The organism is Pseudomonas sp. B26(2017) (assembly GCF_002113045.1).
GTDB lineage: Bacteria > Pseudomonadota > Gammaproteobacteria > Pseudomonadales > Pseudomonadaceae > Aquipseudomonas.
Map to the genome: position 1 here is coordinate 58,504 of NZ_NEJJ01000020.1, position 22,342 is coordinate 80,845.

At 61.0% G+C, this 22,342-nt stretch carries 19 protein-coding genes, 1 pseudogene and 1 riboswitch; of the genes and pseudogenes, 9 read left to right on the top strand and 11 right to left on the bottom strand.

Going from position 1 to position 22,342, the window contains the following annotated elements; translation table 11 throughout:
* A partial coding sequence (locus CAF79_RS29570) for a calcium-binding protein (RefSeq protein ID WP_256579495.1) occupies window positions 1-2,542 on the top strand: 2,542 nt, incomplete at its 5' end.
* A gap of 82 nt (window positions 2,543-2,624) precedes the next feature.
* On the opposite strand, the gene CAF79_RS25385 is transcribed toward CAF79_RS29570, so the two are convergent.
* The 5 genes from CAF79_RS25385 to CAF79_RS25405 all read right to left on the bottom strand — a co-directional run bounded on the left by CAF79_RS25385 (window position 2,625) and on the right by CAF79_RS25405 (window position 11,632).
* Window positions 2,625-5,357, bottom strand: coding sequence for a LuxR C-terminal-related transcriptional regulator (locus CAF79_RS25385; RefSeq protein WP_085700858.1), 2,733 nt, complete (start codon window positions 5,355-5,357; stop codon window positions 2,625-2,627).
* Window positions 5,358-5,544: 187 nt separating this feature from the next.
* Window positions 5,545-6,909, bottom strand: a complete 1,365-nt coding sequence (locus tag CAF79_RS25390) for a DUF1329 domain-containing protein (RefSeq protein ID WP_085700859.1) — start codon at window positions 6,907-6,909, stop codon at window positions 5,545-5,547.
* 28 nt (window positions 6,910-6,937) lie between these two features.
* Complete coding sequence (locus CAF79_RS25395) at window positions 6,938-8,827, bottom strand: DUF1302 domain-containing protein (RefSeq protein WP_085700860.1); 1,890 nt, start codon at window positions 8,825-8,827, stop codon at window positions 6,938-6,940.
* Between the two features lie 336 nt (window positions 8,828-9,163).
* Window positions 9,164-10,846, bottom strand: a complete 1,683-nt coding sequence (locus CAF79_RS25400) for a fatty acid--CoA ligase (RefSeq protein ID WP_085700861.1) — start codon at window positions 10,844-10,846, stop codon at window positions 9,164-9,166.
* A gap of 156 nt (window positions 10,847-11,002) precedes the next feature.
* The gene (locus tag CAF79_RS25405; RefSeq protein WP_085700862.1) at window positions 11,003-11,632 is read right to left on the bottom strand and encodes a LysE family translocator; all 630 of its coding nucleotides are present in this window, start codon (window positions 11,630-11,632) and stop codon (window positions 11,003-11,005) included.
* Window positions 11,633-11,723: 91 nt separating this feature from the next.
* Between CAF79_RS25405 and CAF79_RS25410 the strand changes: the two genes are divergently transcribed.
* The 3 genes from CAF79_RS25410 (at window position 11,724) to CAF79_RS25420 (ending at window position 14,557) form a co-directional block, all read left to right on the top strand.
* Complete coding sequence (locus CAF79_RS25410) at window positions 11,724-12,689, top strand: 2-hydroxyacid dehydrogenase (RefSeq protein WP_085700863.1); 966 nt, start codon at window positions 11,724-11,726, stop codon at window positions 12,687-12,689.
* Window positions 12,690-12,722: 33 nt separating this feature from the next.
* On the top strand, window positions 12,723-13,721 hold the full coding sequence (locus CAF79_RS25415) for a class I SAM-dependent methyltransferase (protein ID WP_085700864.1): 999 nt from the start codon (window positions 12,723-12,725) through the stop codon (window positions 13,719-13,721).
* A 40-nt stretch (window positions 13,722-13,761) separates the two neighbouring features.
* A riboswitch (yybP-ykoY riboswitch) is annotated at window positions 13,762-13,884 on the top strand.
* An 88-nt stretch (window positions 13,885-13,972) separates the two neighbouring features.
* Complete coding sequence (locus CAF79_RS25420) at window positions 13,973-14,557, top strand: TMEM165/GDT1 family protein (protein ID WP_007956837.1); 585 nt, start codon at window positions 13,973-13,975, stop codon at window positions 14,555-14,557.
* Window positions 14,558-14,601: 44 nt separating this feature from the next.
* Here CAF79_RS25420 and CAF79_RS25425 read toward each other — a convergent pair whose 3' ends face one another.
* Window positions 14,602-15,420, bottom strand: coding sequence for a M48 family metallopeptidase (locus tag CAF79_RS25425; RefSeq protein ID WP_085700865.1), 819 nt, complete (start codon window positions 15,418-15,420; stop codon window positions 14,602-14,604).
* A gap of 1,351 nt (window positions 15,421-16,771) precedes the next feature.
* On the opposite strand from CAF79_RS25425, the pseudogene CAF79_RS29800 reads away from it, so the two are divergent.
* Window positions 16,772-16,969, top strand: a pseudogene (locus CAF79_RS29800) (HAMP domain-containing protein); the annotation flags it as partial.
* Window positions 16,970-17,080: 111 nt separating this feature from the next.
* A complete protein-coding gene (locus CAF79_RS29805; protein WP_371917943.1) occupies window positions 17,081-17,824 on the top strand; it encodes a methyl-accepting chemotaxis protein in 744 nt (247 codons plus the stop codon).
* 4 nt (window positions 17,825-17,828) lie between these two features.
* Here the strand turns inward: CAF79_RS29805 and CAF79_RS25435 are convergent, their stop codons facing one another.
* From CAF79_RS25435 to CAF79_RS25445, 3 genes are read right to left on the bottom strand one after another with little or no spacing between them, the layout of a single operon-like run.
* Window positions 17,829-18,452: an SOS response-associated peptidase gene (locus tag CAF79_RS25435; protein ID WP_085700867.1), complete on the bottom strand. Its 624-nt coding sequence runs from the start codon at window positions 18,450-18,452 to the stop codon at window positions 17,829-17,831.
* A 36-nt stretch (window positions 18,453-18,488) separates the two neighbouring features.
* Entirely contained in the window at window positions 18,489-18,749 is a 261-nt protein-coding gene (locus CAF79_RS25440) for a putative signal transducing protein (RefSeq protein ID WP_085684752.1), read from the bottom strand.
* Window positions 18,750-18,758: 9 nt separating this feature from the next.
* Entirely contained in the window at window positions 18,759-18,941 is a 183-nt protein-coding gene (locus tag CAF79_RS25445; RefSeq protein ID WP_007951671.1) for a CPXCG motif-containing cysteine-rich protein, read from the bottom strand.
* Between the two features lie 139 nt (window positions 18,942-19,080).
* Here CAF79_RS25445 and CAF79_RS25450 point away from each other — a divergent pair, with 139 nt between their 5' ends.
* Complete coding sequence (locus tag CAF79_RS25450) at window positions 19,081-20,247, top strand: 1-acyl-sn-glycerol-3-phosphate acyltransferase (protein ID WP_085700868.1); 1,167 nt, start codon at window positions 19,081-19,083, stop codon at window positions 20,245-20,247.
* 49 nt (window positions 20,248-20,296) lie between these two features.
* Here the strand turns inward: CAF79_RS25450 and CAF79_RS25455 are convergent, their stop codons facing one another.
* Window positions 20,297-20,575 (bottom strand): hypothetical protein, encoded by a 279-nt coding sequence (locus CAF79_RS25455; protein ID WP_085700869.1) that lies wholly within the window; start codon window positions 20,573-20,575, stop codon window positions 20,297-20,299.
* A 193-nt stretch (window positions 20,576-20,768) separates the two neighbouring features.
* On the opposite strand from CAF79_RS25455, the gene CAF79_RS25460 reads away from it, so the two are divergent.
* Entirely contained in the window at window positions 20,769-20,975 is a 207-nt protein-coding gene (locus CAF79_RS25460; RefSeq protein ID WP_039766399.1) for a hypothetical protein, read from the top strand.
* Between the two features lie 55 nt (window positions 20,976-21,030).
* Here the strand turns inward: CAF79_RS25460 and CAF79_RS25465 are convergent, their stop codons facing one another.
* Window positions 21,031-21,615 (bottom strand): YajG family lipoprotein, encoded by a 585-nt coding sequence (locus tag CAF79_RS25465; RefSeq protein WP_085684758.1) that lies wholly within the window; start codon window positions 21,613-21,615, stop codon window positions 21,031-21,033.
* A gap of 190 nt (window positions 21,616-21,805) precedes the next feature.
* Between CAF79_RS25465 and CAF79_RS25470 the strand changes: the two genes are divergently transcribed.
* Window positions 21,806-22,039, top strand: a complete 234-nt coding sequence (locus CAF79_RS25470; RefSeq protein WP_039766297.1) for a hypothetical protein — start codon at window positions 21,806-21,808, stop codon at window positions 22,037-22,039.
* Window positions 22,040-22,342 lie beyond the last annotated feature (303 nt).

Sequence of the window (22,342 nt, forward strand, 5' to 3'; positions counted from 1 at the left end):
GCTCGACCGCGTGTTCGCCTCCATCGACTACACCCTCGGCGCCAACGTCGAGAACCTGATCCTGATCGGCAACGCCGTCAACGGCACCGGCAATGAGCGGGATAACCGCATCACCGGCAACGCCCTGGCCAACACCCTCAATGGCGGCGCAGGTGCCGACACCATGATCGGTGGCGACGGCGTCGACACCTACTACGTCGACAACGTCGGCGATGTAGTGATCGAAACCGATGCCTCGCTGACCGCACTCGACCGCGTGTTCGCCTCCATCGACTACACCCTCGGCGCCAACGTCGAAAACCTGATCCTGACCGGCACGGCCAACCTCAACGGCACCGGCAGCGCGGTCAGCAACCGCATCACCGGCAACGACGGCGATAACATTCTTGACGGCGGCCTCGGTGCCGACACGCTGATCGGTGGTCTGGGCAATGACACCTATATCGTCGACAACGTCGGCGACACCGTCACCGAAACCAGCACCCTGGCGAACGAGATTGACACCGTCCGTGCATCTGTTGACTGGACACTCGGCGCCAACCTGGAAAACCTCGTGCTCACCGGCAACGCCGTCAACGGCACCGGTAACGCGCTGAACAACACGCTGACCGGCAACGCAGCGGCCAACACCCTCGATGGCGGCCTCGGCGCCGACACCATGATCGGCGGCGACGGTGTCGACACCTACTACGTCGACAACGTCGGTGACGTGGTCATCGAAACCGATGCCTCGCTGACCGCGCTCGACCGCGTGTTCGCCTCCATCGACTACACCCTCGGCGCCAACGTCGAGAACCTGATCCTCACCGGCAATGGCAACCTCAACGGCACCGGCAACGCGGTCAGCAACCGTATGACCGGTAACGCCGGTGACAACATTCTCGACGGCGGCGCCGGCATCGACACGCTGATTGGCGGCTTGGGCAACGACACTTATGTCGTCGACAACGCTGGCGACATCATCACCGAGACCAGCACCCTGGCGAACGAAATCGACACCGTCCGCGCGTCGGTTGAATGGACACTGGGCGCCAACCTGGAAAATCTGGTGCTGACCGGCAACGCCATCAACGGCACCGGCAACAGCCTGAACAACGTGCTCACTGGCAACGCCATGAACAACACCCTCAGCGGCGGTGCCGGTGACGACACCCTCGACGGCGGCCTCGGCGCCGACACCATGATCGGTGGCGACGGCGTTGATACCTACTACGTTGACAACGTCGGTGATGTGGTGACCGAAACCGACACCTCGCTGACCGCACTCGACCGCGTGTTCTCGTCCATCGACTACACCCTCGGCGCCAACGTCGAAAACCTGATCCTGATCGGCAGCGCCAACCTCAACGGCACCGGCAACGCGGTCAACAACCGTATCACTGGCAACATCGGCAACAACATTCTCGACGGCGGCATGGGAGCCGACACCATGATCGGTGGCGCCGGCAACGACACCTACGTTGTGGATAACATCAACGATGTCGTGATCGAGCAGATCGGCGAAGGGCATGATCTGGTCAGGACCAGTATCAGCTATACCCTCGGCGCCAATGTTGAAGACTTGACGATGTTTGGCGACACGTGGGGTGCACTCACCGGCAATGCGCTGGACAACACCATCACAGGCAACTCCGCCACCAACTACATCGATGGCGGGCTAGGCGCAGACACCATGATTGGTGGAGCCGGGCATGACGTCTACAACGTTGATAACATCAACGACGTTATCGTTGAACTCGCGGATGAGGGGATTGATACCGTCAACACCAGCATCGACTACACACTGGCAGACAACGTCGAAGATGGTCAGATGATTGGCAGTGCCAACCTGAATCTGACAGGTAATGCCCTGGAAAACGTCTTGCACGGCAACGATGGCAACAACATCCTGTCGGGCGGTCTCGGCGCTGATCGCATGATTGGCGAGGGCGGCGACGATATCTTTATTGTGGATAACGTCAATGACCTCATCTTCGAGTTCCAGAATGGCGGTCACGACCTGATCCGCACTTCGGTTGATTACAACCTTTCGGATTACGTCGAGGACGGCACCCTGCTCGGCAGCGCAGACCTGACAATGTGGGGCAACAACCTCGATAACATTCTGACGGGTAACGCCGGCAACAACGTACTCGGCGGCAATGGCGGAACCGACAAACTGTTCGGTGGGGAAGGAAACGACACATTGTACGGTGGGTGGGGACATAGCACGTTGACGGGCGGTACCGGGGCTGACACCTTTGCCATCACTAACATGATCAATCTCGGAAAGGAATTCGGAACAAGCTCCTCGCAGAACGTCATTGCCGATTTCAACGCACTGGAAGGGGACAAAATCGATTTCTCCAAATTCGACATTGACCCGATGACCCTCGGCTACCAACACTTGACGTTCATTGGCTCCAATGAATTCACCGGGCTGGGGCAACTACGTTTTGCAGATAACGTCCTGTCGGGCAACCTGAGCGCAGACGCTGGGGGGCACTTCGAAGTGCAAGTGGTGGGCGTCAACTCGCTCAGTGCGAACGACGTCATCGTCTGATCTCTTAGCTGCCTGAAACATTCGAAGCTGAAAAATGAAAACACCCCGCCATCGCGGGGTGTTTCTTTTGTCCATTTTTTTTCTAGACCAACAGGCCCAGCTCTTTGGCCCGCGCCACTGCCTGCGTCCGCCGCTCAACCCCCAGCTTGCTGTTGATATGGCTGGCGTGGGTTTTCACGGTGTGCAGCGAAATGAACAATTGCTCGCTGATTTCCTGGTTCGAACAACCCTGGGCAATCAACCGCAGCACGGCCAGTTCGCGACTGCTGAGCTGTTCGGTGACCGTGGACTCCGGCATCTGCCGGGGCGGCGCTGGCGGTAGATGCTCGAGCAATTGCTGGCCTGCCAGTCCGGGGAACGCCAGCAATTGCCCACGCAACCAGTCCGTGTGCTCCCTGGCCAATCCATCGAATGGCTGCAACACCCCGCCGGCCGCCAGCTCCAGCGCCTGGCTCAACGTCTTGCGTGCTTCCGGCTCGCGCCCGCCCGCCAGTAGCAACGCCACCTTTTGCGTTAACGCCATCACGCTGAGTAACTGGCGCCCGGTTTGCTCACCGTTTTCGTGCAGCACGTCCAACCGCCCTTCGGCGAGCATCGGCTGGCCGCGGGTCATGTCGAGCAGCGCTTGTTGCAGCTCAACGTGCAATGGCAGTTGGGGATGAAACTCCGGCGGCGCAGCGGCGCGCTCGCCGGTGTAGGTCTGGCCCAACCGCGCAAGCCACGCCTCGGCCAGATCGGTGCGGCCCTGCGCCAGCCACAACTCACATTTGACCAGCGTGATCATTGCCAGATAGTAGATCGGCGGCACGTCCCAGATGTGCATCAGGCGTTCGGCTTCGGCCAGTTCGGCGAAAGCCTTGGCGAACTCGCCGCTGCTGCCATCCAGACGCGCGATCACGCAATGGCCGATCAATACGCTGATGTCGCGACAGGCCCGTGCCTCGCCGATTCCGGCCAACAAGCGCACGCGTGCGGCCTGAGGCTGCAAGCGCATCGCCAACAGAAAACCCTCGTACAGGGTCAGCCGTGCACGCACCGCATACAGGCGCTGTGGCGACAGGCCGCGCAAACGCTGCAAGCCCTGATGGACTTCATCGAGTGCGCGCAGAATTTCACCGCGGGCCTGCAACACCCGCGCACGATCGTAGTGCGCCAACGCTTCGAACAACGGGTTGCCAACGCGCTGCGCCAACTCCAGCGACTCTCGGTTAAGGCCGCGGGCGCGCCATAGGTCACCGTCGGCAATGGCCAGATTGGACAAGGTCGATAGACACATCAGCCGCTGGCCATAGCGCTTGGCCGGCAGACTTTCCAGGGCTTCGCTGCAGTATCTGATCGTCAACTCCCGATGCCCACGCCCGCGAGCGATGATCCCGCTCAGCGCCAGCCATTGGGCCAGCATCGATTTCTGTGCGGTGGCCGAGGGTGCTGGCAGAAACCGGCTCAAATGGCTGGCCAGTTCTTCGGCCGCGTCGAGCTGACAGGCCAGTCCCAACGCCCAGCTGTACAACACAATCAGGCGCGGGGTGCTGATCAGCAGGCTGTCAGGCAAGTCCATTTTCCAGCGCAGCAACATGCCGACATTCTGCTCGGCCAGCAGTTGCTCCTCGGAGAGGTTTTGTACCAGATTGGCCGCGACGTCCAGATGCCCCGCGCGCAAGGCCTGCTCGACGGCTTCATCCAGCAGGCCCTGGGCGTTGAACCAGCGGCAGGCGCGCAGATGCAGCGTCGCGGCGGGGACCAGTGCCCGGGCGATAGGCCGGCTGCGCAACAGGTCGGAAAACAGGTGGTGATAACGGTACCAGTGCCCGTGCTCGTCCAGCGGCACCAGGAACACCTGATGCGCCAGCAGGAAACGCAGGATTTCGGCGCTGTCATGGGCCTCGCGCACCGCGTCACACAACTCGCTGCAAAAGCGCTCCTGCGGTGCGGTGTCATAAAGAAACGCCTGCACCTCGGCGGGCAGGCAATCGATGACTTCCTCCAGCAGGTATTCGCGGATCAGCCCTTCCCCGCCGTTCAGCGCTTGCGGCAACGCCGACTCGGTGCCGACTTCGGAAATTGCCAGCAGCCAGAAGCGCAGGCCGGCCACCCAGCCTTCGCTGCGCTGGATCAGGTTTTCCAGCGCTTCACCGCGCAGGGAACTGCTGTGACGATCAAGCAGTGCCAGGGCTTCGTCGTGGGTCAGGCGCAGATCCTGTTCGTGCAGTTCCAGCAATTGGCGCGACAGCCGCAGACGGGCCAGGTGCCAGTCCGGGCGCTGCCGACTGGTGACCATGACCACCAGGCCGTCCGGTAAATGATTGAGGAAAAACTGCAGGCATCGATCGAGCACCGGCCCTTGAGCAAGATGGTAATCATCCAGTACCAACAGCAGCGGGGCCGTGGGTTGCAGATGCAGCGTCAACTCATCCAACAGGCCGTCCAGCCATTCTTCGAAGGCAAACGGTTGATGGCGTTGACGCATTTTCAGCAGCCCCAGTGCGCGGCTGCCGAGTTCCGGGAAGTAGTCCTGCAGGCCTTCGAGCAGTCGTTCGAGAAACCGCCCCGGATCGTTATCCCGCGGGCTCAGCCCCAACCAAAGGCTTTGCCAGTGCGCCGGCAGGCTCTGACAGAACTCCACCGCCAGCGAGCTCTTGCCGAACCCGGCCGGAGCGCTGACCAGCAACAGGCGCCCTCCGAGTCCGGCGCCAAGGCGTTCGCACAAACGGGGTCGCAGCACGTAGCCATCGGGTAATGGCGGGCGAAAAAAACGTCCGTCCAGTGCCGCGACGGCAACGCTTGCGGGACCCGGAAGTGGGGACAGATCAGTCATGGCCGGCTCTTGTTCGTATGGCTGTTGGCGGCGTAGCAGATGCCCGCAGACTAGCCTTAAACGGAGCGGTTATGAAGGTCGTTGCTACAAATGGCTACAAAAAGGCTACGGAAAAAGCGACAGACAAAAAAACGCCCCGAACCTGTCGGGGCGTTTTCACGAGGATGCGGCCTCGGTTTACAGGAGCTTAGCGAACACCATCCTGACGCAGAGCGGCTGGAGTGAAGTCGCTGGTGGTGGCGGTAAAACCGAAGTCATACGCCGACTTCTCTTCGTTCTTCATGCCCAGCGCCAGGTAACGGCCGGACTGCAGATCGTAAAGGGTCTCCAGGGTGTACCACGGTACCTGAACGTTGTAGTAGTCCTGAGCGTGAGCTTCCGCCACGCGCCACAATTGACCACGACCGTCGTAGTGATCGATCACCGCCGCTTGCCAGGTGTCTTCGTCGATGAAGAAGTCGCGCTTGGCATAGATGTGACGCTGACCTTCCTTCAGGGTCGCGGTCACGTGCCAGACGCGACGCAGTTCATAACGCGCCAGATCCTGGTTGATGTGCCCGGCCTTGATGATGTCGGCGTACTTGAGCTTCGGATCGTCGAGCTTGTAGCTGTCGGAGGCGATGTACATTTCTTGCTTGCCGATCAGTTTCCAGTCGTAACGGTCCGGTGCGCCGTTGAACATGTCCAGGTTGTCGGAAGTCCGCAGGCCGTCCGCCGCGGTACCCGGGCCGTCATAGGACACTTGCGGTGCGCGACGCACACGACGCTGACCGGCGTTGTAGACCCACGCCGAACGCGGTTCCTTCACCTGGTCGAGGGTTTCGTGCACCAGCAGCACACCACCGGCCAGACGTGCCGGCGCAGTCACTTTCTGCTTGAAGTAGAACAGGATGTTGCCCGGGTTCGCCGGATCGTAGTCCTTCATCTTGTCGCGGAATACGAACTGGTCCTGGAAGTACACCAGGCTGAACGAGCCGTTCGGTTGCGGCGTGGCCTGGGTCACCAGACGGGTCACGCTGCCGCCGCGATAGCGGGTGATGTGGTTCCAGATGACTTCCACACCGCTTTTCGGAATCGGGAACGGAACGGCGGTATCGAAGTTTTCCAGGCCGTTGCCACCCGACACCAGGGTCGTGGTGGTGGCGTTCTTCTTGATGGCGGCGAATACCTCATCCGGCACGGTGGCACCACGATGAGACGGATAGACCGGCATCTTGAAGGTGTCAGGGTAACGCTGGAACATCGCGTACTGACCCGGCGCAAGCTTGGCCTTGTACTGATCGACGTTCTGCTTGGTGATGGTGAAGAGCGGTTTTTCACTGGCGTACGGGTCGGACAGGAAGCCTTTGCTGTCGACGGTGCCGGCATTCTTCGGCATCGGTTTCCAGGCCGGGATCGAGCCGTCCGCGTTACCGGCCATTTCGGCGCCCATCGGGGTCAGGCTCTTGCCCAGCTTGTCCGCTTCGGCGGCAGGCACCGCCGCCATGACGCCGGTCGCCAGCAGCGACAGGCCCAGAACACCGGCGTGGAACAGACTTTTTGTTATTTTCATAAATTCGTTCGTCCTGAAAATGCAGTGCTTAGAAGTTCACGCCGAGGCTGAGCGCCACGAAATCGCGGTCATCCACGGTGCTGTACTTGCCGTCGAAGAAGTTGGTGTAGGCCAGGCTCGCGGTGTAGGTGTTCTGGTACTCGGCATCGACACCCAGGCTGACAGCCTTGCGACCTTCCTCGAAGTTGCCGCCAGGGCCTGGCGAGTAGCCGCTGACGTCGTGGGACCAGGCCACGTTCGGCTTGAGGTTCACGCCGGCGAACACATCGTTGTATTCCCAGATCGCACGACCGCGATAACCCCAGGACATCGACGTGGTGAAACCGTCATTGTCGCAATTGCGACTACGGTTGTTCTGCGGTGAGCCAGGTCCGGCGCCATTGATGGTGCCGTTGTTGAGGATGTTGACGCAGGTGTTGGTGGTACCGGTGGCTGGCAATTCGCCCGGGCCGAAGACCGGATCACGGCCATAGCGCTTGTCGGACCGGCTTTCCAGACCGCCCACGTAAGTCATGCCCACCTCACCCACCAGGGTCAGACGGCTAGCGCCCATGACCTGATCGAAGAAGTGCGTGAAGGTGGTTTGCAGTTGAGTGATTTCCTTGCGCTCGTAGCCATGCAGATCCTGGCCTGGCACACCATTGAGCAGCGAAGCGTTGGCATACGGGCCGCCCAATGGACGCACACCGGCGAACAGGATGTCGGTGGAGTTCAGTTGTACCGGCGCATTCGGGCGATAGCTGATCTCACCGCTCCACGCCGTACCGGTAGGCAGGGTGGTGGAGAAGCTCAGACCGTAGAGGCGGATGTCCTCTGGGTATTCGACGAAGTACTTCGAATTGCCGGCGACCAGCAGAGGCCCGAGCGCCTGGAACGGACCTGGCAATGCGGCCACGCCGTTGTAGACCGATTGCGGCGCGCCAGTGGCACTGAAGATCGGCGCACGGCTGTGGTAATTCATGAAGTAGGCACCGAACTCGGTGTCCAGCGGTTCGAACATGTACTTGAGGGACGCGCCCCACTGGCCGCTATCGCGCGCATCGCGATCGGCGCCGCGCGGCACCAGCACACCTTCTTCATTGACGTTGACGCCGTTGGCCGCCAATGGCCCCAGGGCAATGGCCGGGATCTGCGAGCGCTTGTTCAGCACGCGCAGGTTGTCGGTGCAGCCATCGGCAATGATGTCCGGCTGGGAGAAGAACGTGCCGCAGTTGTCGACGACGGTCTGGTCCCACTCGAGCTGATAGAAGGCTTCGGCCGACAGGTTGTCGGTCAGGCTCTGGGACACATAGAACATGTTGACCGGGATCAGGCCTTCCTTGATCTCGGCGCCCGGACGACGGAACGCGGAAACGTCGATCGGGTTGATCGAGTTGATGCCGCCGCCGATGAAGGTACTTTCACCCCAGCTCACCACCTGCTTGCCCAGACGCACGGAGCCTGGCTGATCGGCGATCGCGTAGTTGTGGTAGACGAAGGCGTCGAGGATCTGACCGCCGGCGGACTTGGCGCCTTCCTTGCGGTTGCTGTCGCTGATGTCCTTGAACTCGCGGCTCTCGTCCTTCAGTTCGAAGTCGTACCAGTACTTGCCACGGACGAACACGCCGGTGTCGCCGTATTTCAGCTCGAGGTCATGGATGCCCTTGAAGATCTTCGAGAAGGTCTCGCCGCTCTTGAAGTTGGCATGGCCGTCGTCGGAAGTCTGGGACAGACCGTGGCCGCCGTTGTTGACGCCGATGAGGTTCTTGTTCGGGCTCTGGGTGGACCAGCTGGCACCGATCGACAGGGAGGAGTCGAACTGGCCTTCGATTTCACCGACGTTGAAACTGACGCCGAAAGCGGGCCCGGCGAGCGAAGAAGCAAGACTGACGGCCAGAGGCAGCTTTGCCCGGCGCCAGAACTGGTTTACTGAGGTCATCGACGCTACTCCATGTGCATTATTGTTATGGCAGTGAGTACTTTTAAAAACGCCTGAAGGACCGGGCGCCAGAGGCTTACCGAAATCGCTTCAATGTTGCATCGCCCCGTTAGTGCGTGTGCCCCGTTCTTAAAAATCCTTGAGCGGACTATAGCCAGCAGGGGGTACTGCTTGATCCCTCTAAAGTGTGATTTGCAGCTGCCGGCCACTCTGGAACAGTCCTTTCGCCAGTCCGACACATGTCGGCACGGCAAGGATGGCTGAAAATTCGGATTTCACAAGCCAAGCGCTTGCTTGGTGGGTCTGGCGCGCCGTTTTCGGCGCGCCAGCGGACGCTCAGAGCGTCGAGAGGAAGGTGCTGTTGTTGGCCTGCCATTCGGTGATGTCGAGGCGGATGCGCTTCTTGTCGAGCTTGCCGACACTGGTCTTGGGAATTTCAGTAACAAGCGCGATCTGGCTCGGGATCGCCCACTTGCTCAAGTGCCCCAATTCAACGAATGGCTTGAGGTGTTCCTTGAGCTCGCGCGCCCCGATGGCATGCCCTTCGCGGACCACCAGCAAGGCAAATGGACGCTCGCCCCACTGTGGATCGGCAATGCCCACTACTGCTACTTCACGTACCGCGACATGGCGACTGATCAGGTCTTCGAGATCCAGCGAGGAAATCCATTCGCCGCCGGTCTTGATCACGTCCTTGATCCGGTCGCGGATGTCGATCACGCCCATGCTGTCGATCGTGGCGACGTCACCGGTGTGCAACCAGCCACCGGCCCACAGCTCGGCGCCCTTCTGCGGTTCGTTGAAATAGCCTTCGGTCAGCCACGGTGCGCGCAGCACCAGTTCGCCCTGGGTTTCACCGTCGGCCGGGAGGAAATTGCCCTCGCTGTCGATGATCGCCGCCTCGACCAACGGTCCCGGCACGCCGGCCTTGATCCGGTAAGTAGTGCGCTCGTCTTCGGTGCCCGCCATCAACTCATCGTTCAAATGCGCGCAAGAGACCAACGGCCCGGTTTCCGACATGCCATACGCGGCCGTCAGTTGAATGCCCTTGCTCTTGGCCGTTTCATACAGCGTGCGATTGAGCGCACTGCCACCGATGACGATTTTCCAGCCGCCGAAATCGGTGTCTTGCGCGCCCTTGGCGTTGAGCACCATCTGCAGGATGGTCGGCACGCAGTGGGAAAACGTGACCTTTTCCTTGCGCCACAGCTCGACCAGAAATTCCGGGTCGTAACGCCCCGGATAAACCTGCTTGAGCCCGAGCATGGTCGCCACATACGGCAGGCCCCAGGCATGCACGTGGAACATCGGGGTGATCGGCATGTACACGTCGTTGGTGCCCAGCAGCCGCACGCTGTCGATGGCGCCCATGATGGTCGACACACCCATGGTGTGCAGCACCAGTTGCCGATGGGTGAAGTACACACCCTTCGGATTTCCGGTGGTGCCCGTGGTGTAGAACGTGGTGGCGACCGAGTTTTCGTCGAAGTCCTGGAAGTCGTACAGCGGACTCGCCGCCGCCAGCAGTTGCTCGTACTCGCCCACCAGGTTCGGCAGATCGGCGTTTTTTTCCGGCAGATCGGTCAGCAGCAGGGTTTTCTCCACCGTGGTCAGGTGTGGCGCGATGGCCTGGTAAAGCCCGACGAACTCGCTGTTGACCAGCACGAAGCGGTCCTCGGCGTGGTTCATGGTGTAGAGAATCTGTTCCGGCGACAGGCGCACGTTGATGGTGTGGATCACCGCGCCGATCATCGGGATCGCAAACATGCATTCGAGGTAGCGATGGCTGTCCCAGTCCATCACCGCCACGGTATCACCGGCCTTTACGCCGGCCGCCGTCAGCACGTTGGCCAGCCGCGCGACCCGCTCGATCAAGGTCGGGTAGCTGTAGCGCAACTGGTCACGGTAGATGATCTCGCGGGTTTTCTCGTAACGGGCGCCCGACATCAGCAGCCGTTTAATCAGCAGTGGATACTGGTACGCCCCTTCGGCGGGCGGAATAACGCGAGTCTGCAACATAAGAATCCCTTTTCTGACTGCACGGTGTTGGCTTTGGAGTTTCGTACTCTAGAACCGTTATACGTCAGCCAAATCAGCCAAAGGAATGATTTGCAGAGCCGTACAAATGCTAGCTTTGCGCCAGCATTTGCCGAAACAGATGACAGCTCAGAAGGATCAATGCATCTCGGTGAACGCGAGTTTCACGCCGATGGCGATCAGCACCGCGCCCATGGTGCGGTCGAACCAGTGGCCCATGCGGGCGAAACCGGCACGCACGCGCTGCTGGCTGAACAGCATCGCCACCAGGCAGAACCAGGTTGCAGTCGCAGCCGCCAGGTAAATGCCGTAACCGGCCTGCACTGCCAGTGGCGTGTGCGGATTGATCACCACGGTGAACAGCGACAGGAAAAACAGCGTGGCTTTCGGGTTCAGGCCGTTGGTCACGAAGCCTGAGGTGAAGGCGCCACGTGCGGTGCGCTCGCCGGCCTCTTTGTGCAGATCATCGGTCACGGTTTTCGCCGGTTGCGCACGCAGGGCCTTGAAACCGATGTACAGCAGATAAGCGGCGGCGGCCCATTTCAGAGCGTTGAACAGCACGATCGATTGGGAAACGATCAGGCCGATCCCCAGCAGCGAATAACCGACGTGCAGGAAAATCGCCGTGCCCACACCCAGTGCCGTCCAGGTGCCGGCGCGACGCCCGTGGGTCACGCTCTCGCGCACCACCACGGCGAAATCAGGACCGGGGCTGGCGACGGCCAACAGGTGGATCAGGGCAACGGTCAAGAATTCGGTCCAGTACATGGGGGCTCCTTTCGGCCAAGCGTAACGAGTTGTTTCATCTGGTAGGCTCGGCAGATTACGCCTTCCCTTCAAAGCACAACAGGTACAGTTGATGACGAACGCCCACCGCGCCGTATTCCTCGATCACCCGTCGCTGGATCTTGGCGATCTCGATCTGAGCCCTTTGCGTGACTGCTTCAGCGATCTGCAACTGTTCCCCCAGACGTTGCCTGCGCAAGTGAGCGACCGCCTGCAAGGGGCGACCGTGGCGATCAGCAACAAGGTCCTGATCGACGCCGCCGCCATGGCCGCCAACCCACAGCTGAAACTGATCCTGATCACGGCCACCGGCACCAATAACGTCGATCTGGCCGCCGCCCGCACCCACGGCATCACCGTGTGCAACTGTCAGGGTTACGGCACGCCGTCAGTGGCGCAGCACACGATCATGCTGCTGCTCAACCTCGCCACGCGCCTGGCCGATTATCAAAAAGCCGTCGGCGAGGGTCGCTGGCAACAAGCGAAACAGTTCTGCCTGCTGGATTACCCGATCGTCGAGCTGGAAGGCAAAACCCTGGGTTTGCTCGGACACGGTGAACTCGGCGGCGCAGTCGCGCGACTGGCCGAAGCCTTCGGCATGCGCGTGTTGCTGGGGCAGATTCCGGGGCGCCCGGCCCGTCCGGATCGCCTGCCGCTGGAAGAATTGCTGCCACAGATAGACGCCCTGACCCTGCACTGCCCGCTCAACGAACATACCCGGCATTTCATCGGAGCCCGCGAACTCGCCGCGATGAAACCCGGCGCCTTCGTCGTCAATACCGCCCGTGGCGGGCTGATCGACGAACAGGCCCTGGCCGATGCCCTGCGCAGCGGTCATCTGGGCGGCGCGGCCACCGATGTGCTGAGCATCGAACCACCGACCAACGGCAATCCGCTGCTGGCGGTCGACATCCCACGCCTGATCGTCACGCCGCACAACGCCTGGGGCAGCCGCGAGGCGCGGCAACGAATCGTCGGCCAACTGGTGGAAAACACCCAGGCGTTCTACAGCGGTAAGGCGCTGCGGGTCGTCAGTTGATAAACTGCGGCACTTTTTTTCACAGGAGCAGTTATGGATCCGCGCAGTGAAGTACTGCTTCGTCAGGCCGAGTTATTCCAGGGTTCGGTATTGTTGGCCGGTTTGCCTGCCGATGATTTGCTGGGGCGTCTGCCCGACGCGTTTGGATGGTGCTGGCACGCCGGCGATCAGGCCGCACTCGATGCGCGTTTCGAAGGTCGCAGCCATTTTGGCGTAAACGTGCCGGAACGCGAATTCACCAGCGCCGTGGTGTTCCTGCCCAAGGCCAAGGACCTGACCGATTACATCCTCAATGCCGTGGCTTCGCGTCTGGCCGGGCGCGAGGTGTATCTGGTCGGGGAAAAGCGCAGCGGCATCGAAGGCGCGTCCAAACAGCTCAACCCGTTCGGCAAGCCGCGCAAGCTCGACAGCGCGCGCCATTGCCAATTGTGGCAAGTGACCGTGGCCAATGCCCCGCAAGCCAAACCACTGGAAAGCCTGGCGCAGACTTACGAACTGCCGCTGGCCGAAGGCCCATTGAAGGTCATCAGCCTGCCGGGCGTATTCAGCCACGGCCGACTGGATCGCGGCAGTGCCCTGCTGCTGGAACACCTGGACAAACTGCCGAGCGGACATTTGCTGGACTTCGGTTGCGGCGCCGGCGTGCTCGGCGCGGCGGTCAAGCGTCGTTACCCGCACAATCAGGTCACGTTGCTCGATGTTGACGCCTTCGCTGCCGCCAGCAGCCGTTTGACTCTGGCGGCCAACGGTCTGGAAGCCGAGGTGCTGACCGGTGACGGCATCGACGCCGCACCGATAGGCTTGAACGCAATTTTGAGCAATCCGCCGTTCCATGTCGGCGTTCACACCGACTATTTCGCCACCGAGAACTTGCTGCGAAAAGCGGCCAAACATCTGAAAAACGGCGGTGAACTGCGCCTGGTTGCGAACAGCTTTCTGAAGTATCAACCGTTGATCGAAGAGCATCTCGGGGTCTGCTCGATCAAGGCCGAAGGCAATGGTTTCCGGATTTACCGGGCCAAGCGCGGCTAAAAATTAGCACTTGCCGAATGGATTCGGCCTAGGCAGAATCCGCTCCGTCCTAGGGGAGTAGTCTCCCACGAGCGCCAAGCTCGTCCGGCATACGTCAACATACTTGATCCTCAGATCATGGCGTATGCGACCCAAGCGTCCGCAGCAGACGGATCGCAGGGTTTGACAAGACCTATGACACGCACACCTTACCCGGGGCGGGAAGGCTGTACGTGTCATAGCCGTGTCGACCCGCCCCTTAGGAAATCCTGATGCTGGACTCGTTACTCGTTCCCACCGCAATCGTTGCCTTGGCCGAAATCGGCGACAAGACGCAACTGCTCGCGCTGATTCTCGCCGCTCGCTTCCGCAAACCCTGGCCGATCATTGCCGGTATCGTCGCTGCGACCCTGGCCAACCACGCAGCAGCCGGTGCGGTTGGCGCCTGGTTCGGCAGCTTCTTCTCGGATTCCGTCCTGCACTGGATTCTCGCCGCGAGCTTCGCCGCCACCGCCCTGTGGACGCTGGTGCCGGACAAGATGGATGACGATGAAGCCAGCACCGCCCGCAAGTTCGGGCCGTTCCTGACCACGCTGATCGCATTCTTCCTGGCGGAAATCGGCGACAAGACCCAGATCGCCACGGTGATGCTGGCCGCGCAATACCCGGAACTGTGGCTGGTGATTATCGGCACCACGGCGGGCATGCTGATCGCCAACGTGCCGGTGGTACTGGCGGGTAATTTTGCAGCAGAGAAACTGCCGTTGACCCTGATCCGTCGACTGGCCGCCTCGGCGTTCCTGATCCTGGCGATCGTTGCGGTGTACAAGGCGATGCAGAGCAGCGGCTGGGTTTGATCCGGCAGAACGCTCCCGCACTCAGTGCGGGAGCGATCATTGTTTCAGGACTTGGGCGCTTTCTCGTACAGCGGCATGACCTTCGGAATTGCCGCTTCCAGGGAAGCGATCCGGCTGGACGACGCCGGGTGAGTGCTCATGAATTCTGGCGGTGCACCTTCGGACGCCTTGCTCATCTTGTTCCACAGGGTGATCGCGGCATTCGGGTTGTAGCCGGCACGTGCGGCCAGTTCCAGGCCGATCAGGTCGGCTTCGTTTTCGTTGGCGCGACTGTTGGGCAGCGTCATGCCGTAGTTGGCCACGGTGTCAGCCAGCGCCAGGCTGTCCTGACCCAGACCGAGCAACGCACCGGCGCCCTGCTTGGCCATTTCGATGCCATAGGCCTTGGACATTGCTTCACGACCGTGCTCGCGCAGGGCGTGGGCGATTTCATGGCCCATGACCGCAGCGATTTCATCGTCGGTGAGTTTCAGGCTGTCGATCAGCCCGGTGTAGAAAATGATCTTGCCGCCAGGACCGCAGTTGGCGTTGAGTTCGTCACTCTTGATCAGGTTCACTTCCCACTTCCACTGCGCCGAATCCGGACGGAAATTCGGTGCCTGGGCGATCAGCCGGTTGGCGATGGCCTGAATGCGCTTGGCATCGTTGCTGGTCTTGTCCAGCACGCCTTTGCTGGACGCTTCGCCCACGGTCTTCTGATAGGACTGGGCATACATCTGGTCGACCTCTTGCGAGGACAGCATGCTGAACATGTACTGCTTGCGCTCCACGCCCACGGCACCGCCGCTGGTGGTGTTGACCGACTGACAACCGGCCAGCAACAGCGCCGCGCTCAGTGCACTTACAACCAATGTCTTGTTCATTCAAAAGCTCCCTGAAAACCTGCCGCGTATCCTAGGCGGGTAATTGTATCGACGCCAGATACAACGGACGTGTTGCACGCACTTTCAGAAAACGCCCTCTGACCTGTAGGAAAAAATTCATACCCGCCGGCAAATCCTGCGCATCCGCGTCGCGCACGGGTCCATTTGCGACATCCGCCTGCAATTACTCGTCCGCAACCTCATGGCGCAATAGCGGCTGCCGATACAACAGCGCAGACGTCCTCTCGCGTGCGGAGCTCCCATGAAGTTCAAGTCGATCCAGTTTTCCGTGGCCGCCCTGGCCGGCGCCATCGTACTCAGCGTAGTCGCCGCGCTGGTGCTGTATGCGCTGTTCTCCGGTGCCCGCACCCAGGAAATGGTCCAGCAACGGACCCAGGCCCAGTTCGAGCAAGTCATCGAACAGCGCCTGACCTCGCTGGCACAGACCCAGGTCAGCCAGATCCAGCGCGAACTGGAAGCGCCGCTGTTGATCGCCGGCGGACTGGTGCGGGTCAACGCCCTGCTCGGCACGCCGGGCGCCGATGGCCAGCCGCGACTGACCGTCAGCCGCGAGCAACTGATCAGCCTGATCAAAGAAAACGTCGAGAAGAACCCGAAGATTCTCGGCACCTACATCGGCTGGGAAAAGAACGCGCTGGATCACAATGACGCGGCTTTCGTCGGCACTAGTGTGGTCGGTATCGACCCTGCCAACGGGCGCTTCCTGCCATGGTGGTTCCGCAACGACGACGGCACCCTCGGCCTGGACAAACTGGTGGACGTCGATGACCAGAAAGTCCTGTCCACCGGCATACGCGCCAGCGAGTACTACCTGTGCTCGAAAGAAACCAAAAAATCCTGCGTGATCGATCCCGCCCCGTACAAGGTCGGCGACAAGATCGTCATGCTCGCCTCCTTTATTGAACCGATCATGCTCAACGGCGCCTTCCAGGGCATCGTCGGCGCCGACCTGTCGGTGAACTTCATCCAGGAAATGCTCCTGGGCGCCAACCAGAAGCTGTACGGCGGCGCCGGGCAAATGGCCCTGATCGGCGGCAACGGCCGGATCGTCGCCTACACCAAGGACCCGAGCAAATTCGGCGAGAAGGTCAGCGATATCCTCGACGCCCAGCAGATTGCCAACATGGCCAACCTCAAGCGCGGCGAAGTGACCTATTCCGTCAATAAAGAGCAAGGCCGGATCGAGCTGTACCTGCCGTTCGGCATCGGCCAGACCGACGCGCGCTGGACGCTGATGCTGCAACTGCCGCTCGACGCGGTGATGGCCGATCTGCAAAAGCTGCAAGGCGACCTCGACGCCCAGCGCAAATCCGACACGTTCGGCATGGCCATGGTCGGCCTGCTCATCGCCGGCCTCGGCCTGCTGGTGATCTGGCTGGTGGGCCACGGCATCGCCCGACCGCTCAAGCAAATGGTGACCATGCTTGATGACATCGCCCAGGGCGAAGGCGACCTGACCCGTCGCTTGAGCAGTGACCGCAATGACGAACTGGGCTCGATCGCCAAGGGCTTCAATACCTTCCTGGCCAAGTTGCAGGCGATGATCACCCAAGTGGTGACTTCGGTGCAGAGCGTCAGCGACTCTTCGGAACACACCGCCGATATCGCCATCCGCACCAACATCGGCGTGCAGAAACAAATGGCAGAAATCGATCAGGTCGCCACTGCCGTGCAGGAAATGACCGCCACCGCCCAGGACGTGGCGCGCAATGCGACCCAGGCGGCGCAAGCCGCCAGCCATGCGGATCAGGCAGCGGCGCAAGGCATGCAGATCGTGCGCGACACCTCCAATTCGATTGGCGTGCTGGCCGTGGAAATCGGCAAGGCCGTGGATGTGGTGCAGACGCTGGCCAAGGACAGCGAAAACATCAACGCGATCCTCATCGCCATTCGCGGGATTGCCGAGCAGACCAATCTGCTGGCCCTCAACGCGGCGATTGAAGCCGCCCGTGCCGGTGAGCAGGGACGCGGTTTTGCAGTAGTGGCCGATGAGGTGCGCAATCTGGCGCAGAAAACCCAGCAGGCCACCGAAGAAATCCAGAGCATGATCCAGCAACTGCAACAGGGCACCCGCGATGTGGTGCGGGTCATGGAAGACAGCCAGAACCGCACCGATGAAAGCGTGCAGCACGCGGCCAAGGCCGCCGAGGCGCTGGAGACCATCACTCAGGCAGTGTCGGTGATCAACGACATGAACACCCAGATCGCAAGCGCCGCCGAAGAACAGAGCGCGGTGGCCGACGACATCAACCGCAACGTGATCAATATCGGTCAGGTGGCCAATGAAGTGGCCGGTGGCGCGGATGAGTCGAGTTCGGCGAGTGCCGATCTGACCAAACTGGCGGAGCAGCAGCGGCGGTTGATCAACCAGTTCAAGGTCTGATCAATCAGGCCGGGGTCAAACACTCCGGCCCGTTGAGCTTCGGATCATTGACCAGATTCGCCAGCACCCGCTCGCGCAAGGCGGCGGGCTCGCTAGCGAGCAAACCCTGCAGGACATGCAGTGGCGTTTCGGGATCGAGCCACGCTTCCTGCCCCGCCTCATCAAGAATCAACGGTCGGCGCTGACTGGCCGCAGGCTGGGTGATGACCGCCGTGCTCAGCCACACTTGTTCCTGCACCGGATACGCTTCCCAGATCGCCGCAAAAAACAACGAAGAACCTTCCCCCGGCGTCAGCCAGTACGGACGCTTGCGCGTGGTGCCGCGCCATTCGTAGAAGCCGTTGGCCGGCAACAGGCAACGGCGCAGGCGCAGGGCCTCACGGAACATCGGTTGCTCGGCGACGGTTTCGGCCCGGGCGTGGGCCGGCGTGCGAGAAAGATCGGTCAGCCACGGCGGTGTCAGCCCCCAACGGGCACGGGCCAGCGCGCGCTGGCCGTCGGGTTCGGCGCGCAGCATCAATACCGAATCGTTGGGGGAAATGTTCCACTGCGCCTGCTGGTCGGCAGGAAAACCGGGCAGGTTCGCGAAATCGCGGTTCCAGCGAAACAGGGCATAACGTCCACACATGGGGCAACACGACTCACAAATAAAACGAACGCCAGCCTAACAGACCAGCGTCCCGGGATAGCTGTCCGGTTCATCGCCGGGCAGCGGCAGCGCGGCATTGTACGCACTGATCAGCTCGCGGGCGTATTCCGCCTGGTCGTCATCCACCGACAGGCCCAACAGACCGAAGATCGGCAACTCGCCCGTACCGCCCAGCAGATCGCGCCCGACCAGGTGCGCCTCGATACCTTCGCTGGCAAGCATGCCCTTGAGCATCTCGCCTTCCATCAGGTTTTCCGGCTCGTAGATTCGCTGCATGGGCGCGCCTCACTCGTTTTCGCTGAAGACTTCCAGAAACCAGTCCTCTCCATGGACCTGCAACACAAAGGTGATCGGCCGACAACAGACCTGACAGTCCTCAATATAAGTCTGGTCGCCACCGGAGAGATCCACGGTCGTCTCGACCTCTTCACCACAATACGGACATTCATATACTGCGCTTTCCAGCATCGCGGTCTCCCAGGTGACTTGTGCGTATAATCGCCGGTCTATTTGCAGGGCTATTTTTGTCTGGCTACTTTTTCAGACCGTGCCCCGTTGGTTTTCGATCAAAACCTTTACTTACCCTAGCCGTTTCCAACAAGAGAGCATGATGGGCGAATTCGATGCCATCCGACCTTACGACGACAGCGAAGTACCTGCGGTACTGGCGCGACTGCTCGGCGACAAGGCGTTTCTAGATATCCTCACCCACTTCCGCTTCCCGCGTTTTGCCGGTGCCTTCGGCTGGATGCTCAAACCACTTATAGCCCATCGGCTGCGTCGTGAGTTTGCCGACGTGACCTCTGTGGCCACATTGCAGGACAAGGTCGAGTTCTACGTCGACCACACCATCGAGCGCGCCACCGATGGCGTGACCTACACCGGTGTCGAGCAATTCAAGTCCGGCAGCGCCTATCTGTTCATCGCCAATCACCGCGACATCGTGATGGATCCGGCCTTCGTCAACTACGCCGTGTACCACGCGGGCCTGCCGACGCCGCGTATCGCGATTGGCGACAACCTGCTGCAAAAGCCGTTCGTCAGCGACCTGATGCGCCTGAACAAGAGCTTCATCGTGCACCGCTCGATCACCGGGCGCCGGGAGAAAATGGCCGCGTACCAGTTGCTGTCGGCCTATATCAACCACTCGATCCGCAACGACTGCGCCTCGATCTGGATCGCCCAGGCCGAAGGCCGCGCGAAGGACGGTGACGACCGTACCGAGTCGGCGATACTCAAGATGTTCCACATGAGCCGCAAGGACGAGCCGTTCGGCGAGGTCATCCGGTCGCTGAACCTGACCCCGGTGTCGATCAGCTACGAATACGATCCGTGCGATCAGGCCAAGGCCCGCGAGCTATATATCCGCGCCACCACCGGCACCTACAGCAAGGCGCCGGGCGAGGATGACGTGAGCATCGCCAAGGGCATCACCGGCTATAAGGGCCGGGTGCACGTGAACTTCGCCGCGCCGATCACCGAGCTGTTCGAAGACACCAAGCAATTGGCGGTCGAGATGGACAAGCAGATTCTCGGCGGCTACCGGCTGTTCCCGGTGCATTACCTGGCGTACGCACAGTGGGCCGATGCCGATCCGCAGTTGAACGTGCCGAAGGCTGCCGAAGTGTTCGGTGCCGAAGAACTGGCCAAGGCCCAGGAAGAATGGCAGAACCGTCTGGACGCCTGCCCCGAGGAGCATCGTCCGTATCTGGTGCTGCAATATGCGACGCCGGTGCGCAATCAGTACCGGGTCAAGGCTGGACTGCCGCTGTAAGCGGTATCGACCAGATACGGGAACGGCGCCTTCGGGCGCCGTTTTTCGTTCAGAAGCGGGTACTGATCCAGGACACCAATAACGCCAGACCAAGGCAGGCGAAACCGAAGCGGTAGAAAAAGCGGTTCATGCGCAGGGTCGCCCAATCGAGCACCGGCTCCTGATCAGGCTTCTGCTGACGCTGGGCCGCGATACTGGCCATGGCCCGTTGTTCACGGCGACGGGTCGCATGCAGCAGCCAACTGCCGGGGAAGGCCAACAGCAGGGCCAGCAGGTTGATCAGTTTGGCGGGATGGGCGGTAAACAGCGTCATCAAGTGCAGCGACATCACAGACCTCAATCTAGATCGGTTTGGCGAACGCCAGACCGACGACCGCGGCGCGGATTCTACCGAAACACTCCCCGACTGCCCTACCCTTTGCGACAAATAACCCGTCAATCGACCGATGGCTGTCCTGTGTCACGGCATCGTCATTTGTTTCAGTCACCCTGCGCGCCTCGAAACCGACACGGAACGCGACATGCTTCACGCTGAAAACCAGGATCGCCTGTACCTCATCTCCCCGTCCGACGAACAGCAGACCCTCGTCGGCAGCCTGGCCTTCAATGTTCAGGATCGTCACTGGCTCGTGTACTGCGCCCTCGGCGGGCACCAGCACGCGGACTTGCCCGAGACCGATCTGCTCACCGGCGTCAGCGTCCTCGATTTCTATTCCCAGGCCGCCTGAACGAAAAAGCCCGGGGCCATCACTGACCCCGGGCTTTGCGGATCTGACGAAAGGCTTATTCCGCCAGGATCTGGCCGATGCTCGGGTCCTTGAACAGACGAGTCAGCGCATCGCTCAACACGTCGCTGACCAGTTTGGTGTTGGTTTCCTGATTCGGCGCCATGCCGAAACGCTGGTCCAGCGACGCGCCGTAACGGCCGCTGTAGCGACGGTTGCCGCTCTGCACGTCGGAGCGGAATGTCGCGCCGATGGTGGCTTCGGTCACATACATGCCTTCTTTCGGCGACTGGTATTTCAGTTCAGTCAGGGTCACGGTCAGCTGTGGAGCATTCATCGCGCCGTTGGACGGGGTGAAGCCCAGCAGACGCACGGCCGCTTCGGCCTGGGCCTGCAACTTCGGCAGGATCTGCTCGCGCTGCACGGTAATGGCGCTGGTCTCCGGGTACAGACCGCCACGGGTGCCAAGGGTTGGCGACGGACGACCGTCCACGACGCGAACCACGACAGGCTGGCCGTGGCCGACCGGTGCCAGCTGAGTGGTCAGCTTCGGTTCCGGGCTCAGTTGTTGCGGGCTGTGGGCGCAGCCAACCAGGGTCAAACTGGTCACAGTGATCAAACCGAACAACAGGCGTTGCAACATGCTCTTCTCTCCAGAATCAGGCACAGACAGGCCGGCAGTATAGCGGTGGGCCACTGTGGGTCACCAGCACTGAAATGTCAGACAAAACCCGCTGCCAGCGGTTCCTGTCACACATTCTTCACCCCCCATACACGTTCGCGTCACGGCGTTTTGACAAGCTTCCTCACAGATCCCCAAAAGGAACACTGCCATGCGCTATCTGATCTCGTTGTTCGCTCCACGCCCGCTGCACCGCAGCTTCGCCCTGCTCGACCGCAACGGCCATTGCCAGGCTTTCAAACAGTGCAGCCTGCAGCCAATGGGTGACGGCTGGGTGGAAATCGAGGAAATCCGTCTCAACTGGTTGCACCAGCCACTGCCTGCCAGCGCCCGGGTCGAACAGCAGCGCCCACGCGCACGCGCTCAGGCGATGTTGAGCATCTGACCGGATGCCTAATAAAAGTCATTAAACTCGACCAACTCCCCGCATTTCTTCGATACAATCTCCCCCCGATTATAAGGACGTCTCCTGATCGGGCCTCGCAACAGCGTAAATGCGCTTGCATTGGCATCCAAATCGCCCACAGAGAGCCGCCCACACAGATCGAGTGAAGCTGGCGTGCTTGCTGTTTCCCTGGCAAATCCCGCTTTTCGCGAATCTGCAGAGCTGTCATGACGCTCGGCCACTGAGTTGTTTGCCCCTCCGGGCACGGTGCCAGCCCCGGACAGCCCTTTTTGAGGTTCACGT

Excerpts from the sequence above, each read along its gene's own strand:
- CAF79_RS29805 (WP_371917943.1), top strand. The coding sequence starts at position 17,081 with ATGGCAGAAATCGATCAGGTCGCCACTGCCGTGCAGGAAATGACCGCC.
- CAF79_RS25395 (WP_085700860.1), bottom strand. The coding sequence starts at position 8,827 with ATGACCTCAGTAAACCAGTTCTGGCGCCGGGCAAAGCTGCCTCTGGCC.
- CAF79_RS25455 (WP_085700869.1), bottom strand. The coding sequence starts at position 20,575 with ATGTCGCTGCACTTGATGACGCTGTTTACCGCCCATCCCGCCAAACTG.
- CAF79_RS25435 (WP_085700867.1), bottom strand. The coding sequence starts at position 18,452 with ATGTGTGGACGTTATGCCCTGTTTCGCTGGAACCGCGATTTCGCGAAC.
- CAF79_RS25470 (WP_039766297.1), top strand. The coding sequence starts at position 21,806 with ATGCGCTATCTGATCTCGTTGTTCGCTCCACGCCCGCTGCACCGCAGC.
- CAF79_RS25420 (WP_007956837.1), top strand. The coding sequence starts at position 13,973 with ATGCTGGACTCGTTACTCGTTCCCACCGCAATCGTTGCCTTGGCCGAA.
- CAF79_RS25450 (WP_085700868.1), top strand. The coding sequence starts at position 19,081 with ATGATGGGCGAATTCGATGCCATCCGACCTTACGACGACAGCGAAGTA.
- CAF79_RS25390 (WP_085700859.1), bottom strand. The coding sequence starts at position 6,909 with ATGAAAATAACAAAAAGTCTGTTCCACGCCGGTGTTCTGGGCCTGTCG.
- CAF79_RS25400 (WP_085700861.1), bottom strand. The coding sequence starts at position 10,846 with ATGTTGCAGACTCGCGTTATTCCGCCCGCCGAAGGGGCGTACCAGTAT.
- CAF79_RS25415 (WP_085700864.1), top strand. The coding sequence starts at position 12,723 with ATGGATCCGCGCAGTGAAGTACTGCTTCGTCAGGCCGAGTTATTCCAG.
- CAF79_RS25385 (WP_085700858.1), bottom strand. The coding sequence starts at position 5,357 with ATGACTGATCTGTCCCCACTTCCGGGTCCCGCAAGCGTTGCCGTCGCG.
- CAF79_RS25460 (WP_039766399.1), top strand. The coding sequence starts at position 20,769 with ATGCTTCACGCTGAAAACCAGGATCGCCTGTACCTCATCTCCCCGTCC.
- CAF79_RS25440 (WP_085684752.1), bottom strand. The coding sequence starts at position 18,749 with ATGCAGCGAATCTACGAGCCGGAAAACCTGATGGAAGGCGAGATGCTC.
- CAF79_RS25410 (WP_085700863.1), top strand. The coding sequence starts at position 11,724 with ATGACGAACGCCCACCGCGCCGTATTCCTCGATCACCCGTCGCTGGAT.
- CAF79_RS25405 (WP_085700862.1), bottom strand. The coding sequence starts at position 11,632 with ATGTACTGGACCGAATTCTTGACCGTTGCCCTGATCCACCTGTTGGCC.
- CAF79_RS25425 (WP_085700865.1), bottom strand. The coding sequence starts at position 15,420 with ATGAACAAGACATTGGTTGTAAGTGCACTGAGCGCGGCGCTGTTGCTG.
- CAF79_RS25465 (WP_085684758.1), bottom strand. The coding sequence starts at position 21,615 with ATGTTGCAACGCCTGTTGTTCGGTTTGATCACTGTGACCAGTTTGACC.
- CAF79_RS25445 (WP_007951671.1), bottom strand. The coding sequence starts at position 18,941 with ATGCTGGAAAGCGCAGTATATGAATGTCCGTATTGTGGTGAAGAGGTC.